The following is a 15,560-nucleotide window of genomic DNA, read 5'->3' as shown; positions in this document are numbered from 1 at the left end:
AAAACGAGAGGCTCGCGGGCCTTCCAAGTAGGTCCGCCAGCCACTGTTTCAGTTTGGATTGCGGCCGCGCCGTCAGCGCGGGGCCGTTGACGCCGCGAGGAATACCGTGAATCTGAATTCGACCCTCATCATCCAGTGCCTGGTGTTCTTCGCCCTGGCCTGGTTCACGATGACTTTCGTCTGGCCGCCTCTCATCAAGGCCCTCGACGAACGCCGTGCCAAGATCGCCGATGGGCTTGCCGCTGCCGACAAGGGCAAGGAAAGCCTCAAGGACGCCCAGGCCGCTCGTTCCAAGATCGAAGCCGATGCGCGCCAGCAGGCCGCCGAGATCAAGGCTCAGGCCGAGAAGACCGCCCAGGCGCTGATCGAACAGGCCAAGGCCCAGACCAAGGCCGAACAGGACCGCATCGTCGCTGCCGCCAAGGCCGAGATCGAGCAGGAAGCCGTCCGCGCCAAGAACGCGCTGCGTGATCAGGTTGCCGCGCTGGCCGTCGCGGGTGCCGAGCAGATCCTCCGCAAGGAGATCAACGCTCAGGCCCACGCCGACCTGCTGTCGCAACTCAAGGCCCAGCTCTGACGGGATTCCGTCCAACCGTTCGTTCAGGATCGATCCATGGCGGAAATCTCGACGATCGCCCGGCCGTATGCCGAGGCGCTGTTCCAGGTCGCGAAGCAGGACAACCTGCAAGAGTGGGCCGACACCGTGAGCTCGCTCGCGCTCATCGCGGCCGATCCCCAGGTCGGTGCGATCGTCGGTGACCCGCACACGACCGATACCCAGCTGTTCGACCTCTTCAGCGGCGTGCTCGGTGGCTCGCTGAAGCCCGGTGTCCAGGGTCTGCTGCGCACGCTGATCGAGAACGGTCGGCTGTCCCTGCTGCCCGAGATCGCGCGCCAGTTCGCCTTTCTCAAGAACGCCCACGAAGGCATCGCCGACGCCGACATCACCAGCGCCTTCGCGCTTGATGACGCCCAGGTTGCCGAACTGGTTGCCGCGCTCGAACGCAAGTTCGCGATCAAGCTGCGCGCCAAGGTGACGGTCGATCCGTCGCTGATCGGCGGCGTGCGTGTCGCGGTCGGCGATGAAGTGCTCGACTCCAGTGTGAAGACGCGCCTCGAACAGATGCGCACCACGCTGACGGCCTGACCCGGCCGGCGCCAGCCCCAGGATTCAAATACGGAGAGTGACGATGCAACTCAATCCTTCCGAAATCAGCGAACTGATCAAGAGCCGGATCCAGGGCCTTGACGCTTCGGCGGAAATCAAGAACCAAGGCACGGTCGTGTCGGTCACCGACGGTATCGTGCGCGTGCACGGCCTGTCGGACGTCATGCAAGGTGAAATGCTCGAATTCCCGGGCGGCACCTTCGGCCTCGCGCTGAACCTCGAGCGCGACTCGGTCGGCGCCGTGGTGCTGGGCGAGTACGAACACATCAAGGAAGGCGACACGGTCAAGTGCACCGGCCGCATTCTCGAAGTGCCGGTCGGCCCGGAACTGCTCGGTCGCGTCGTGAACCCGCTCGGTCAGCCGATCGATGGCAAGGGTGCGATCAACACCAAGCTGACGGACGTCATCGAGAAGGTTGCCCCTGGCGTCATCGACCGCCAGTCGGTCGATCAGCCGGTGCAGACCGGCCTCAAGGCCATCGACTCGATGGTTCCCGTCGGCCGCGGCCAGCGCGAACTGATCATCGGCGATCGCCAGACCGGCAAGACTGCCGTCGCGGTCGACACGATCATCAACCAGAAGGGCAAGGGCATCTACTGCGTGTACGTGGCGATCGGCCAGAAGGCCTCGACCGTCGCGAACGTGGTGCGCAAGCTCGAAGAAACCGGCGCGCTGGCCTACACGATCGTCGTGGCCGCCACGGCGTCGGAATCGGCCGCCCTGCAATACCTGGCCGCCTACTCGGGCTGCACGATGGGCGAATACTTCCGCGATCGCGGTGAAGACGCCCTCATCGTCTATGACGATCTGACCAAGCAAGCCTGGGCCTATCGTCAGGTCTCGCTGCTGCTGCGCCGCCCGCCGGGCCGCGAAGCCTATCCCGGCGACGTGTTTTATCTCCACAGCCGCCTGCTCGAACGCGCTGCCCGCGTGAACGCCGACTACGTCGAGAAGTTCACCAAGGGTGAAGTCAAGGGCAAGACCGGTTCGCTGACCGCGCTGCCGATCATCGAAACGCAAGCCGGTGACGTCTCGGCCTTCGTTCCGACGAACGTGATCTCGATCACCGATGGCCAGATCTTCCTGGAAACCGACCTGTTCAACGCCGGTATCCGTCCCGCCATCAACGCGGGTATCTCGGTGTCGCGCGTCGGTGGCGCCGCCCAGACCAAGATCATGAAGCGCAAGGACACGGGCGCCGGCGTGCGTCTGGCCCTCGCCCAGTACCGTGAACTCGCGGCCTTCGCCCAGTTCGCGTCGGACCTCGATGACGCGACCCGCAAGCAGCTCGAACGCGGCCGCATCGTCACCGAACTGATGAAGCAGGCCCAGTACCAGCCGATGCAGGTCTGGGAACAGGCGCTGACGCTGTTCGCGGTCAACAACGGCTACTTCGACGACATCGAGGTCAAGAAGGCCCTCGACGCCGAAAAGGCGCTGAAGGAATTCGTGAAGAGCAAGTACGCCTCGCTCGTCTCGACGATGGAAGCCAAGAACAACCTCGACGCGGATGCCGAAAAGGCGCTGCACGAGGCCGTCAAGGATTTCAAGAAGACCGGCGCCTACTGATCAGCGCGTGACGCGTCGGCCGCGTCACTGCGCGGCCGGCAAAACGACTGATTCCGTAGTAGCCACTTCCGGGGATTCGACATGGCGGGCTCCAAAGAAATCCGTACCAAGATCAAGAGCGTCCAGAACACGCGCAAGATCACCAAGGCGATGGAAATGGTCGCCGCGTCCAAGATGCGCAAGGCGCAGGAACGCATGCGTGCGGCCCGCCCCTACGCGGACAAGGTGCGCAACATCGCCGCACACCTGAGCGAGGCCAATCCCGAGTACAAGCACCCCTTCCTCGAAAGCCGCGACAGCGTCCGCAATGCGGGCGTGATCGTCGTGACGACCGACAAGGGTCTGTGCGGCGGCCTGAACACCAACGTCCTGCGCGTGACGCTCGCGAAGATCCGCGAACTCGAAGCCGCCGGCACGAAGGTGCAACTCACGGCCATCGGCAACAAGGGTCTGAGCTTCATGAACCGCACGGGCGGCAAGGTGGTCTCGCAGATCACCCAGCTCGGCGACACGCCCCATCTCGAAAAGCTGATCGGACCGGTCAAGATCCAGCTTGATGCCTTCGAGAAGGGTGAAGTCGATGCGGTGTACCTCTGCTACACCCGCTTCATCAACACGATGAAGCAGGAACCGGTGATCGAGCAGCTCCTGCCGCTCGCGCCCGAGAAGCTGGCCCAGACCGCTGCCGAAAAGGCTGCCTATGGCTGGGACTACATCTACGAACCCGACGCAAAGTCGGTCGTCGATGAACTGCTGGTGCGTTACCTCGAAGCACTGGTGTATCAGGCCGTGGCCGAGAACATGGCTTCCGAGCAGTCGGCGCGGATGGTCGCGATGAAGGCCGCCTCGGACAACGCGAAGAGCGTGATCGGCGAGCTTCAGCTCACCTACAACAAGGCGCGTCAGGCCGCGATCACCAAAGAACTCTCCGAGATTGTCGGCGGCGCTGCGGCGATCGGCTGATCGGGAACCGGATTCAATATTCCAAGGAAAGGAAAGACGATGAGTGCTGTGTTGGCTGCGGGCCAGATCGTCCAGTGCATCGGCGCGGTTGTGGACATCCAGTTCCCGCGTGATGCGATGCCGAAGGTGTACGAAGCGCTGAAGCTCGAAGCGAACGATTCCAAGTTCGCCGAGCAAGGCCTGACCTTCGAAGTTCAACAGCAACTCGGTGACGGCGTTGTCCGCACCATCGCGCTCGGCTCGTCGGATGGCCTGCAGCGCGGCATGAAGGTGCTCGCCACGGGCGCCGGCATCACGGTGCCGGTCGGCGTGGGCACGCTGGGTCGCATCATGGACGTGCTCGGCCGTCCCATCGATGAAGCCGGCCCGATCCAGGGCGACGAGCTGCGCGCCATTCACCAGAAGGCGCCGAAGTTCGACGAGCTGTCGCCGTCGGTCGAGCTGCTGCCCACCGGTATCAAGGTTATCGACCTGATCTGCCCGTTCGCCAAGGGCGGCAAGATCGGTCTGTTCGGTGGCGCCGGCGTCGGCAAGACCGTAAACATGATGGAACTCATCAACAACATCGCGAAGTCGTACGGCGGCTACTCGGTGTTCGCTGGTGTGGGTGAGCGTACCCGTGAGGGCAACGACTTCTATCACGAGATGGAAGAGTCGAAGGTTCTCGACAAGGTCGCGATGGTGTTCGGTCAGATGAACGAACCCCCGGGCAACCGTCTGCGCGTGGCGCTGACCGGCCTGACGATGGCCGAGAAGTTCCGTGACGAAGGCAAGGACATCCTGTTCTTCGTCGACAACATCTACCGCTACACGCTGGCCGGTACCGAAGTGTCGGCGCTGCTGGGCCGCATGCCGTCCGCCGTGGGCTACCAGCCGACGCTGGCCGAAGAAATGGGCCGCCTGCAGGAGCGCATCACCTCGACGAAGACCGGCTCGATCACCTCGATCCAGGCCGTCTACGTTCCGGCGGATGACCTGACCGACCCGTCGCCCGCGACGACCTTCCTTCACCTGGACGCCACCGTCGTTCTGTCGCGTGACATCGCCGCGCTGGGTATCTACCCCGCCGTCGACCCGCTCGACTCGACCAGCCGCCAGCTCGACCCGCAGATCGTCGGCGAAGAGCACTACGCGGTCGCCCGCGGCGTTCAGACCACGCTCCAGCGCTACAAGGAACTGCGCGACATCATCGCGATCCTGGGCATGGACGAACTGTCGCCGGAAGACAAGCAGGCCGTGGCCCGCGCCCGGAAGATCCAGCGCTTCCTGTCGCAGCCGTTCAACGTGGCGGAAGTGTTCACCGGCTCGCCCGGCAAGATCGTCCCGCTGAAGGAAACCATCCGCGGCTTCAAGATGATCGTGAACGGCGAGTGCGATCACCTGCCCGAACAGGCCTTCTACATGGTCGGCTCGATCGACGAAGCCTTCGAAAAGGCCAAGACGCTCTCGTAAGCGTCGGCGGCAAAGGGGGTTAGGTCATGTCCACCATCCATGTCGACGTGGTGTCGGCCGAGCAGCTGATCTTCTCGGGCGAGGCGAAGTTCGTCGCGCTGCCCGGTGAGTCGGGCGAGCTCGGCATCCTGCCGAAGCACACGCCGCTGATCACCCGGATCCGTCCGGGCGCAGTGCGCATCGAGCGTGCCGACAGCAACGAAGAGGAATTTGTCTTCGTTGCCGGCGGCATCCTCGAAGTGCAGCCGAATGTCGTGACCGTTCTCGCCGACACGGCGATCCGCGGTCATGACCTCGACGAAGCCAAGGCCAATGAAGCGAAGAAGCGTGCCGAGGAAGCCATGGCCAACGCGGCGAGCGACATCGACTTCGCGAAGGCGCAGTCGGAGTTCGCGGTGATGGCGGCGCAACTCGCGGCCATCCAGAAGCTGCGCAGCAAGCGTCACTGATCGCGGGCGGCAGCAATGCCGCCAAGTGCCTGCGCGGCACAGGCGAAAACCCACGGGCGACCTCGGTCGCCCGTCGTCGTTTCTGGTCTTGACCGGCTTCGGGCGGCACTACACTCGACTGATGGATTCAGCGCTCATCGCCTTTCACGCCGGCACCGGTGGTGATCACAAGGGACGGCTCGTCAGCCGCATCCTGGGCTATGACGACTATCGCATCGAGCATGTGCATGACTTCGTGCAGTGGTTGTTTCCGCTGCCCGAGCCAAGCGCCTTCAACTTGGAAGCGCCGACGCTCACACCGGTCGACATTCACGAACTGCGCGAACGTCCCGGACTGACGCGTGCCATGCTGCAAGGCCTCGTGATGATCACCGGCTATTTCGGCTTCGAGCCCGATGGCGACATCGTCGGGCAGGCGGAGTTGCCACTCGCGGGCCGGCTCGATCCGACACTGCCCTCGCCGTCGCTGCTTGCCGGCGCCGACATCGTGCGGCGTTCGATGCAATGGGCGACGCCGTTCAATCACAACTACCGGCGCATCTCGCGCATGCTCGCCTCGCTGATGTGGGTCGGGCATCCGAAGCTGGCTGAGGCCTTCCATCGCGCGCTGCTCGCAATGCCACCCGAAGCCGCGAAGCACATAGACGCGCATGCGCATGACTACTGGGCACGCGCGGTGATGCCGAAATCGCTGCCGTAAACAGGCACAATCCGCCCCCCGGCGAATTGCGCCGATCCACCACCTCACCGCGCCTTGCGCACCCGACTGCCGTGAACGACCGCTTCCTGAAGGCCCTGCTGCGCGAACCGACCGACACCACGCCCGTCTGGCTCATGCGCCAGGCCGGCCGCTATCTGCCGGAATACCGCGCCACGCGCGCGCGCGCGGGCAGCTTCATGGCGCTCGCCCAATCGCCGGCAATGGCCTGCGAAGTCACCATGCAGCCGCTCGACCGCTATGCGCTCGATGCCGCGATCCTGTTTTCCGACATCCTCACCGTTCCCGACGCGATGGGGCTGGGTCTGTCCTTCGCCGAAGGCGAAGGCCCGCGTTTCGCGCATCCGTTGCGTGACGAGAAGGCTGTGGCGGCGCTGGAGGTGCCCGACATGGCGAAGCTGCAATACGTGTTCGACGCGGTGGAGGAAATCCGCGGAGCGCTCGCGTTGCGGGGCGACAAGACCGTCCCGCTCATCGGCTTCTCGGGCAGTCCGTTCACGCTGGCCTGCTACATGGTCGAGGGCGGCGGTTCGGACGATTTCCGCACCATCAAGACGATGCTGTATTCGCGGCCCGATCTGCTGCATCGCATCCTTGAAGTCAATGCCGAGTCGGTCGCGGCCTATCTCAATGCGCAGATCGAGGCAGGTGCCCAGGCGGTCATGATCTTCGACACCTGGGGCGGCACGCTTGCCGATGGCGCCTACCAGCGCTTTTCGCTTGCCTACATGAAGCGAGTGATCGAAAAGCTCCACGTGGAACATGACGACCGGCGCATCCCGTCGATCGTCTTTACCAAGGGGGGCGGCCTCTGGCTCGAACAGATCGCCGCCATCGGTTGCGATGCGGTGGGGCTCGACTGGACCGTCAATCTCGGTCAGGCCCGTGCTCGTGTCGGCGGGCGTTGCGCCCTCCAGGGCAACCTCGATCCGAACGCGCTGTTCGCCGGCGAAGCCCAGATCCGCGCCGAAGTCGCCAAGGTGCTGGAGAGCTTCGGTCCAGTCGATGCGGGCGTTGGGCATGTGTTCAACCTCGGCCATGGCATCTCACAGTTCACGCCGCCGGAGTCGGTGTCGGTGCTGGTCGATGCTGTGCACGAGTACGGTCGGCGCATGCGTTTGCCTCGAGCCTGATTTTGTCTGATGCGAAATCCCGGGCTTGACTTATTCACACTGCCAAAGCTCCGAACCTGGATGACGGCAGCGCTTTTGCAGGCTTCAATTATCTGACGCAAGTCGTTGATTTAATTGGGCTAGTCAAAAGGTGTGAAATGGCAGCGGTGACGCAAGCTCCTGATTTGACGACGATTTCGTCAGTTGCTCTGGCCGTTTCCACAAAGTTATCCACAGAACTCGAGCCGGAGCTCGAAGTGCGGTGCCTCCCGTCTGTCCGAAGGAGGCCGACAGGCTCGTCGGCCTACCGCGTGTGTGATCAGGACGGCCGGTTTCCGTGTCTTGCACGGAGGGCAGGGCGCCTTGTCGAGGCATTGGCGCGGCGCCGGTCTTTCCTCGATGCCGGCGCCGCCGGCGCAGCCGGACTCCCGCGTCTGTCAAGGAAGATCGGCCACCGAGATCATCTGGTCATCGCTTGCTTTCCGGGGCTTGTCCGCGTGCTCGCAGGCTCGACTTATGCACAAGCGGCAATCTTGCCGGACGCAGTGCCGGCGCTCTCGCATGTAAGCCGACTTGACTCGCAACCCATTGTTTTGCTTTGGGTTTATTCGCCGACTTACGCGAAGTCGGTGATGCAAGCCCATGATTTTCGGTTGCTTCGATTCTGCGCAATGCCTTGGTTCCACAGACTTGTCCACAGGATGAGCGGTCGATCCCGGAGGATGACGTCATGGCCGTGATCCGTGTCGGCCTCGACCTGCCGAGCCGCGAGCATTTCGAGTATCGGCTGCCGCCCGGCTTGAATGTTTCACGTGGATCGCTCGTGCTCGTGCCCTTCGGGCGGAGCACGGTCACGGGCATCGTGTTCGAACTCACCGAGACGCCGACGGTGGATCCAACCCGACTGCGTGATTGCGTGGCGGTCATCGGCGCGCTCCCGCCATTGCCCGAGGACTGGCTCGTACTCATCGGCTTCGCAGCTCGCTACTACCAGCGCGGCGAGGGCGAAGCGGCCTTGCAAGCGCTGCCACAGTCGCTGCGCGCGATCGCCCAGTACCGGCAGGATGATGACGGACGCTGGTCCAATCCGCGCCTTGATCGCCTGCTCGCACCGCGAGAGCCCAGACGCGGACGGGCCCGGCCAAGGCAGGAGCTGAGCAGTCTTGCAAGCGCTTGCAACATTGGGGAGTTCGTCGATGGACCGCGACTGAATGCCGACCAGCAGGCCGCCGTTGATGCGATCGGCGCTGGCCTGGACACGTCTGGCGCGCCGCTGCTGCTGCACGGCATCACTGGCAGCGGCAAGACCGAGGTGTACCTGTCGGGCGCGCGGCAGGCGCTCGACCGTGGCCGGCAGGCGCTGCTGCTCGTGCCCGAGATCAACCTCACGCCCCAGCTGCTTGCGCGTGTCGAGGCGGCGTTTCCGGGCCGGCGCATCGTCGCGCTGCACAGCGGTCTAGCCGAGCTGGAGCGCCTGCGCGGCTGGCTCGCGGCCGCGAGCGGCGCCGCCGACATCGTGCTCGGCACGCGACTGGCGATCTTCACGCCCATGCCGCGCCTCGGCCTGATCGTGGTCGACGAGGAGCACGACGCTTCCTACAAGCAGCAGGACGGCCTGCGCTACTCGGCCCGTGACCTCGCGGTGTGGCGCGCGCATCAGCTTGGCGTGCCGGTGGTACTCGGCTCGGCCACGCCGTCCTTCGAGTCCTGGGCGAATGTCGAGAACGGACGCTACCGGCGGCTCGACCTGCCCGGTCGAGCGCGCGCCGGTGCCGCGCTGCCGGAGATCCGCATCGTCGCCTCGGGTGCTGTGTCGGGCGCGCCGGCTGCGCGAGTCGCGGTGCCGCGCCTTGAGGGCGCAATGCCGGACGCCGCCGAAGCCGCGTCAGTTGTCGCCGCAGGCGCAGGCATGACCGCCCCCCACCTCGCGCCGGCCGATGTCGACACTCCGCCCGCGCTTCACGACGCACCCGCCGCCTCCGGCATCAAGCCCGCCGCCTTCCCAGTCGTCGGCTCGCCGCCCGCCTTCCGCCTGCTCGACGAAGCCATGACCGGCCTCGGCGCCGAGGTCCAGCGTGCCCTCGTCGAATGTCTGGCGGCTGGCCGCCAGAGCCTCGTCTTCCTCAACCGGCGCGGCTATGCGCCGGTGCTGTCCTGTCCGTCCTGCGGCTGGGGCGCGAGCTGCCCGCGTTGCAGCGCGCATCTCGTGTGGCACAAGTCCGACCGACGCCTGCACTGCCACCTCTGCGGTCTCGAACACCGCGTGCCGCGCGCCTGCCCCACCTGCGGCAACCAGGACGTGCGCCCCTTCGGTCGCGGTACCCAGCGAGTGGAGGAAGCGCTGGCCGAACTGCTGCCCACGGCGCGCATCGTGCGCATCGATGCCGATTCCACCCGCCGCAAGGGCAGTGCCGAGGCGCTGTTCGACCAGGTGCACGCGGGCGAGGCCGACGTGCTGGTAGGCACGCAGATGGTCGCCAAGGGGCACGACTTCCAGAACGTCGCGCTGGTGGTGGCGCTCGGGGCCGACGCTGCCCTCTACAGCCACGATTTCCGTGCGCCCGAGCGCCTGTTCCAGCAGCTCATGCAGGTGGCCGGGCGAGCAGGCCGCGCCGGTGCCGATCCGGACGCGCCTGCCGCGCGCGTGCTGGTGCAGACCGGCGTGCCCGCGCATCCCCTCTACGCGGCGCTCGTCGCACACGACTACTCCGCCTTCGCGCACGAGCAGCTCGCCGAGCGTCAGGCCGCCGGCCTGCCGCCCTACAGCCATCACGCCGTGCTGCGCGCCGAGGCCCGCAACCTCGCCGATGCCGTCGGCTTCCTCGCCGACGCGCGCGACCACGCCCGCGCCATGCTCGGCGACGATGACAGCATCGGCGTGTTCGACCCGGTACCGATGAGCATCGTGCGCGTCGCCAACATCGAGCGCGCCCAGCTGCTGGTCGAGGCCGGTTCGCGCGCGCGGCTCCAGGCTTTCCTGCCGCGCTGGATCGCCGCCTTCGGAGGGGAGCGTCTGGTGGGCCGGCAATCGCGCAGCGGCACGCCATCGGTGCGCTGGCATCTCGAAGTCGATCCGATCGACATCTGAGCGCGATTCCACAAACGATCCGCCGACCGCCGACCGCCGACCGCCGACCGCCGACCGTGTCAGGTCGGCGCCGGCTTCGCTCGCGCGCTGGCCGGTCGTCGAGCCGCTTGCCCATGCTGCGGCGCGATTTGCCCGACCGGCGGCATGTCGCCTCCTGCCTGCCGGCTGTCCGCCCGCTCATGCCGTGACAGGAGTCGTCGCAAATCCCTGTGCAAGAATTTTCGCAATTGGGGCGAACGCCGGTCCTCGGATTTGGCCGTTCGTATGTGTGCTTTCACCACGCAATTCGAATGCTATTCAATTCGCCTGAATTTGCCTTTGTGTTCTTCCCGGCGGTTTATCTGCTGTTCCGATTCCTCGCGCGATTCAAGCGTACCTGGATGGTCAACAGTCTGCTGGTCGGAGCCTCGCTCGCCTTCTATGCCTACTGGATGCCGAGCGCATTGATCCTGCTGCTCGGCTCGATCCTGTTCAATTACTTCTGCGGCCTGCGCATCCTAGCGGCGACACAGGCCGGCAATTCGGCGCGCGGCTGGGTCGCACTCGGCGTGATCGGCGATCTGGCGTTGCTGTCGGTATTCAAGTACGCCGGCTTCTTCGCGCAATCGGTCAATGATGTCTTCGGCCTCGGCATTCCGGTGCCGCACATCTTTCTGCCGATCGGTATTTCATTCTTCACCTTTACCCAGATTGCGTTCCTGGTCGATGCCGCCGCTGGCAAGGTGAAGAATTGCCATTTCCTTGAATACCTGCTGTTCGTTACCTATTTCCCGCATCTGATTGCCGGCCCGATCCTGCATCACGGTGAAATGATGCCGCAATTCGCCACGCCCGAAACCTACAGGGTACGCGGCGAGGTGATTGCCGCTGGTGCCGCGCTGGTGGCGATGGGCCTGCTCAAGAAAGTGGTGCTGTCCGACGGCATCCAGCCCTATGCGGCGCTGCTGTTCGATCACGAATATGCCGCGCCCAATGCCATCGTGTCGTGGATGGGGGCCATTGCCTATTCGCTCCAGCTCTATTTCGATTTCTCGGGCTATTCCGACATGGCGGTTGGCATTTCGCTGCTGTTCGGCGTCCGGCTGCCGTTCAATTTCAATTCGCCGTACAAGTCGGTGAATATCGTCGAATTCTGGCGGCGCTGGCATATCTCGCTGTCTAGCTTTCTGCGCGACTACCTCTACATCGCTCTTGGCGGCAACAGGCGCGGCAAGGCACGGCGCTATTTCAATCTTGTGCTCACGATGGTGCTGGGCGGCCTGTGGCACGGCGCTGCCTGGACCTTCGTGGTCTGGGGCGCGCTGCACGGCGCCTACCTGATGGTCAACCACGCCTGGAAGGCCGCCAAGGACGGCGTGCTCAAGCCGCTGGCGCCGCTGTTCGCGACGCGCGGTTACGCGGTGCTGGCCTGGCTCGTAACGATGGCGGCGGTGATCGTCGCCTGGGTGTTCTTCCGCGCCACCAGCGTCGAGATCGCACTCGGCATCGTGAGGGGCATGGCCGGCGCCAACGGCCTCGGCAGCCTGGCTGACTACGGTCGCTGCGACTACCTCCAGGCCTGCGTCGACGCGCCTGCGGTGGGTGGCCTGCGCCAGATCGGCATCACGCTGCTGCTCGGCTTCATCGCCGTGGCCCTGCCCAACAGCATCACCATCTCGAAATACGTGAGCGAGCGTTTTGCCGGCGTGCGCGATGCGATGTCCTGGCGCGCCGCGGCGCTGGTGGGCGCTTCGGTGCCCATCTGCGTGTTTGCCGTGCTCCTCACCAGCGCGCGCGGCGTTTCGGAATTCATCTACTTCAATTTCTGAGCCATGCCTTCCCTGATCAAGAATGCGATCGCGATCGGCGTCGGCATTGCCGCCGCGCTGCTGTGCGGCGAAATTGTGCTGTCGGCCATGCCGGTCAATCGCGCCGCCTGGGGCGCGCTGGCTTCGAATGAATGGCGCGGTCCGCGCCTGGAGCCGAATACCACCACCTATTCGACTGACTGGGACATGAGCGAGGCCAACCGGCCGACCATCAACAAGCTCGGCTTCCATTCGACGCTCGAATACACCGACGGCGCGCCGATGATCGCCCTGCTCGGCGACAGCTATATTCAGGCGATGATGATTCCGGACAGCCAGACCATCGACGGTCTGCTGAATGCTCGCCGTGCCGACAATACCCAGATCTACAACCTCGGCAGCAGCGGTGCCCAATTGCCCACCTACACCGGTCAGGCCGCCGAGGCGAAACGCCGCTATTCGCCGCAGGGCGCGGTGGTGCTCATCTCGCGCAACGACATCTACGAATCGATGCTGCCCGTCACCGGTTTCTACAACTACCGGCGCGAGGGCGATGACTGGCTGCCGCCGCAATACCTGCCGCCCGATTCGCGGCGCTCGGTGACCAAGCAGGTGGCGATGCATTCCTCGCTGCTCAATTACTTCCGCGGCAATCTCAAGTTCGGCCAGACGCCAGTCTTCAAGGGTGGCCGACCGGGCGATGGCGCGGATGCGCCGGTCACGGGCGCCTATGCGCCGATGACCTCGGCCGAATGCCGGCCGATCTACGAGCATTTCCTCGAGACCTTTCCCGGCGCGGCCGGCCTCCCGCCCGAGCGCGTGGTGCTGGTGTTCGACGGTCAGCGTTCGCTGCTCTATCCGACGGGCAAGCCGTCGCCGGCGGCGGATACCGCCTGTCTGCCCGAGTTCGCGGCGGCGGCGCGCGCGGCCGGCTTCGGCGTGGTCGATCTAGAGCCTGTGTTCCGCGCCGAATACGCCAGCGCGCCACGCCGCTTCGACTATTGGCCGCGCGACGTGCACTGGAATGCCGAAGGCCATCGCATCGTCGCCCGCGAGATCGAGCGCGAACTGCGCGACCGGGGCATCTGGCACTGAGCGGCGCGCCCGGGTCGCCTTGCTAGACTCGCCCGGCCTGTCGCCGCCCCGCCGGGGCGAATCCGCCGCAGGTGTCCAAGAAGCGCGCCGCCATGTCCTCCTTCCCGCTCAACGCTCCCCAGCAAGACGCCGTCAATACCATCGACCGCCCCTGCCTCGTGCTCGCGGGCGCGGGCTCGGGCAAGACGCGCGTCATCACCGCCAAGATCGCCCACCTGATCGGCAGCGGCTATGAAGCCCGCCAGATCGCCGCGCTCACCTTCACCAACAAAGCCGCAAGCGAGATGAAGGAGCGGGCCGATGGTCTGCTCAAGACCGAAGGCAAGTCGGCGCGCGGCCTGGTGGTGAGCACCTTCCACTCGCTGGGCGTGCGGCTGCTGCGCGCCGAGGGCGAGCACATCGGCCTCAAGCCGAGCTTCTCGATCCTTGATTCGAGCGACGCCTACGGCATCCTCCAGGAAGCCCTCGCCACCACCGACAAGAAGCAGATCAAGGCGGTGCAGAACCAGATCTCGCTGTGGAAGAACGGCCTCGTCGATCCTGACGCCGCCAACGACGCCGCCCGCAGCGAGGAAGAAATCATCGCGGCGCGTGCCTTCCGCTCCTACGACGCCACGCTGCGCGCCTACCAGGCCGTCGATTTCGACGACCTCATCCGCCTGCCGGTGCGCCTCTTCACCGAGCACCACGACCGGCTCGTGCACTGGCAGGGCCGGCTGCGCTACCTGCTGGTGGATGAGTATCAGGACACCAACGCCTGCCAGTACGCGCTGATGAAGTTGCTTGCGCGTCGGCCCGGCTCGGCGGGTGCCTTCACGGCCGTGGGTGACGACGACCAGTCCATCTACGCCTGGCGCGGCGCCTCGATCGAGAACATCACCCAGCTCGAAAAGGACTGGCCCCAGCTCAAGGTCATCAAGCTGGAACAGAACTACCGCTCCAGCCAGCGCATCCTCGCGGCGGCCAACTCGGTCATCTCGCACAACCCCAAGGTGTACGAGAAGAAGCTCTGGAGCGATCACGGTCTCGGCGACCCGATCAGCCTCAAGGTGTACGAGACCGACGAGGACGAGGCCAAGGAGATCGCGCTGCGCCTCATCGGCCACAAGTTCGAGCGCCGCGCGACCTTCCGCGACTACGCCGTGCTCTACCGCTCCAACCACCAGGCGCGCGTGATCGAGCAGGCGCTGCGCAACGAGAAGATTCCGTACGTGCTCTCGGGCGGCCAGAGCTTCTTCGAGCGCGCCGAAATCAAGGACCTCACGTCCTACCTGCGCCTCATGGCCAACGGCGATGACGACCCGGCCTTCATCCGCGCCATCACCACGCCCAAGCGCGGAATCGGCCCGACCACGCTCGAAGCGCTCGGCGCCTATGCGGGCGAACGCAAGGTGTCGATGTTCGAGGCCGCCTTCCTGCCCGGCGCCCACGACCGGCTCGGCCGCAAGCTCGACGACATCCGCGACTTCGGCGAATTCATCAACCGCGTGACCTACCGCGCCGAGCGCGAGACCGGCGAGGAAGCCGTCGGCGCGCTGGTGCTGGAGTTGCTCAAGGCCATCGAGTACGAAGCCTGGCTCTACGACCAGCACGACCAGCGCGCCGCGCAGAACAAGTGGAGCAACGTGCTGGAATTCGTCGAGTGGATAAAGAAGCGCGCGGCGGAAGACGAGTTCCACAAGCCGCGCACCCTCATCGAGGTGGCGCAGACGGTCGCGCTCATCTCGATGATGGACAACAAGGATTCCGAGGCCGACGCGGTCCGGCTCTCGACGCTGCATGCGTCGAAGGGGCTGGAGTACCCGCACGTCTTCCTGGTCGGCGTGGAGGAAGGGCTGCTGCCGCACACCCGCCCCGATGATGCGGGCGAGGACGAGGCCGAGGGCGTCGCGCGCATCGAGGAAGAGCGCCGCCTCATGTACGTGGGCATCACGCGCGCCCAGCGTTCGCTGCATGTGAGCCTGTGCCGGCGCCGCAAGCGCGGTCGCGGCAAGCAGAGCCAGGCCATCAACTGCGAGCCGAGCCGCTTCATCAACGAGATGGGGCTGGACGCGCCGCAGCAGCAGCGCAAGCCCGAGGAAAAGCCGGATTCGCGAGCCATGTTTGCGAATCTCAAGGCGATGCTCGGCAAGTGACAGCGCCGCCGCTTCAACCCGCA

12 protein-coding genes are annotated in these 15,560 nt (G+C 65.3%); all 12 read left to right on the top strand.

Translation table 11 applies throughout. The features are described from left to right. Nucleotides 1-106 precede the first annotated feature (106 nt). The 12 genes from H566_RS0114870 to H566_RS0114815 all read left to right on the top strand — a co-directional run bounded on the left by H566_RS0114870 (nt 107) and on the right by H566_RS0114815 (nt 15,537). Nucleotides 107-577, top strand: a complete 471-nt coding sequence (locus H566_RS0114870) for a F0F1 ATP synthase subunit B (protein ID WP_028312053.1) — start codon at nt 107-109, stop codon at nt 575-577. 36 nt (nt 578-613) lie between these two features. Continuing rightward, nucleotides 614-1,147: a F0F1 ATP synthase subunit delta gene (locus tag H566_RS0114865; protein WP_028312052.1), complete on the top strand. Its 534-nt coding sequence runs from the start codon at nt 614-616 to the stop codon at nt 1,145-1,147. Nucleotides 1,148-1,190: 43 nt separating this feature from the next. After that, complete coding sequence (atpA, locus tag H566_RS0114860) at nt 1,191-2,738, top strand: F0F1 ATP synthase subunit alpha (protein WP_028312051.1); 1,548 nt, start codon at nt 1,191-1,193, stop codon at nt 2,736-2,738. An 81-nt stretch (nt 2,739-2,819) separates the two neighbouring features. Beyond that, nucleotides 2,820-3,701: a F0F1 ATP synthase subunit gamma gene (gene atpG, locus H566_RS0114855; RefSeq protein ID WP_028312050.1), complete on the top strand. Its 882-nt coding sequence runs from the start codon at nt 2,820-2,822 to the stop codon at nt 3,699-3,701. A 51-nt stretch (nt 3,702-3,752) separates the two neighbouring features. Beyond that, nucleotides 3,753-5,153 carry a F0F1 ATP synthase subunit beta gene (atpD, locus tag H566_RS0114850; RefSeq protein WP_028312049.1) on the top strand — a complete coding sequence of 467 codons (1,401 nt, stop codon included), beginning with the start codon at nt 3,753-3,755 and terminating at the stop codon, nt 5,151-5,153. Between the two features lie 26 nt (nt 5,154-5,179). Beyond that, nucleotides 5,180-5,602: a F0F1 ATP synthase subunit epsilon gene (locus H566_RS0114845; RefSeq protein ID WP_028312048.1), complete on the top strand. Its 423-nt coding sequence runs from the start codon at nt 5,180-5,182 to the stop codon at nt 5,600-5,602. A 25-nt stretch (nt 5,603-5,627) separates the two neighbouring features. Next, the gene (locus H566_RS25425) at nt 5,628-6,302 is read left to right on the top strand and encodes an opioid growth factor receptor-related protein (RefSeq protein WP_211238097.1); all 675 of its coding nucleotides are present in this window, start codon (nt 5,628-5,630) and stop codon (nt 6,300-6,302) included. A gap of 71 nt (nt 6,303-6,373) precedes the next feature. Next, a complete protein-coding gene (hemE, locus tag H566_RS0114835; RefSeq protein ID WP_028312047.1) occupies nt 6,374-7,453 on the top strand; it encodes a uroporphyrinogen decarboxylase in 1,080 nt (359 codons plus the stop codon). A gap of 709 nt (nt 7,454-8,162) precedes the next feature. Then, nucleotides 8,163-10,520: a replication restart helicase PriA gene (gene priA / locus H566_RS0114830; protein ID WP_034411866.1), complete on the top strand. Its 2,358-nt coding sequence runs from the start codon at nt 8,163-8,165 to the stop codon at nt 10,518-10,520. A 209-nt stretch (nt 10,521-10,729) separates the two neighbouring features. Further along, complete coding sequence (locus H566_RS0114825; protein WP_245591368.1) at nt 10,730-12,328, top strand: MBOAT family O-acyltransferase; 1,599 nt, start codon at nt 10,730-10,732, stop codon at nt 12,326-12,328. A 3-nt stretch (nt 12,329-12,331) separates the two neighbouring features. After that, nucleotides 12,332-13,402 carry an alginate O-acetyltransferase AlgX-related protein gene (locus H566_RS0114820; protein ID WP_028312044.1) on the top strand — a complete coding sequence of 357 codons (1,071 nt, stop codon included), beginning with the start codon at nt 12,332-12,334 and terminating at the stop codon, nt 13,400-13,402. Between the two features lie 92 nt (nt 13,403-13,494). Further along, entirely contained in the window at nt 13,495-15,537 is a 2,043-nt protein-coding gene (locus H566_RS0114815; protein ID WP_028312043.1) for a UvrD-helicase domain-containing protein, read from the top strand. The last annotated feature ends 23 nt before the right edge of the window (nt 15,538-15,560 follow it).

This window comes from Derxia gummosa DSM 723, assembly GCF_000482785.1.
Taxonomy (GTDB): domain Bacteria; phylum Pseudomonadota; class Gammaproteobacteria; order Burkholderiales; family Burkholderiaceae_E; genus Derxia; species Derxia gummosa.
Note: the sequence above shows the minus strand (reverse complement) of the source record. Positions and strands in the feature narration are given on the sequence as shown.

Coding starts and splice junctions, on each gene's coding strand:
- H566_RS0114865 (WP_028312052.1), top strand. CDS start 614: ATGGCGGAAATCTCGACGATCGCCCGGCCGTATGCCGAGGCGCTGTTC.
- atpA (WP_028312051.1), top strand. CDS start 1,191: ATGCAACTCAATCCTTCCGAAATCAGCGAACTGATCAAGAGCCGGATC.
- atpG (WP_028312050.1), top strand. CDS start 2,820: ATGGCGGGCTCCAAAGAAATCCGTACCAAGATCAAGAGCGTCCAGAAC.
- H566_RS0114845 (WP_028312048.1), top strand. CDS start 5,180: ATGTCCACCATCCATGTCGACGTGGTGTCGGCCGAGCAGCTGATCTTC.
- priA (WP_034411866.1), top strand. CDS start 8,163: ATGGCCGTGATCCGTGTCGGCCTCGACCTGCCGAGCCGCGAGCATTTC.
- H566_RS0114820 (WP_028312044.1), top strand. CDS start 12,332: ATGCCTTCCCTGATCAAGAATGCGATCGCGATCGGCGTCGGCATTGCC.
- H566_RS0114815 (WP_028312043.1), top strand. CDS start 13,495: ATGTCCTCCTTCCCGCTCAACGCTCCCCAGCAAGACGCCGTCAATACC.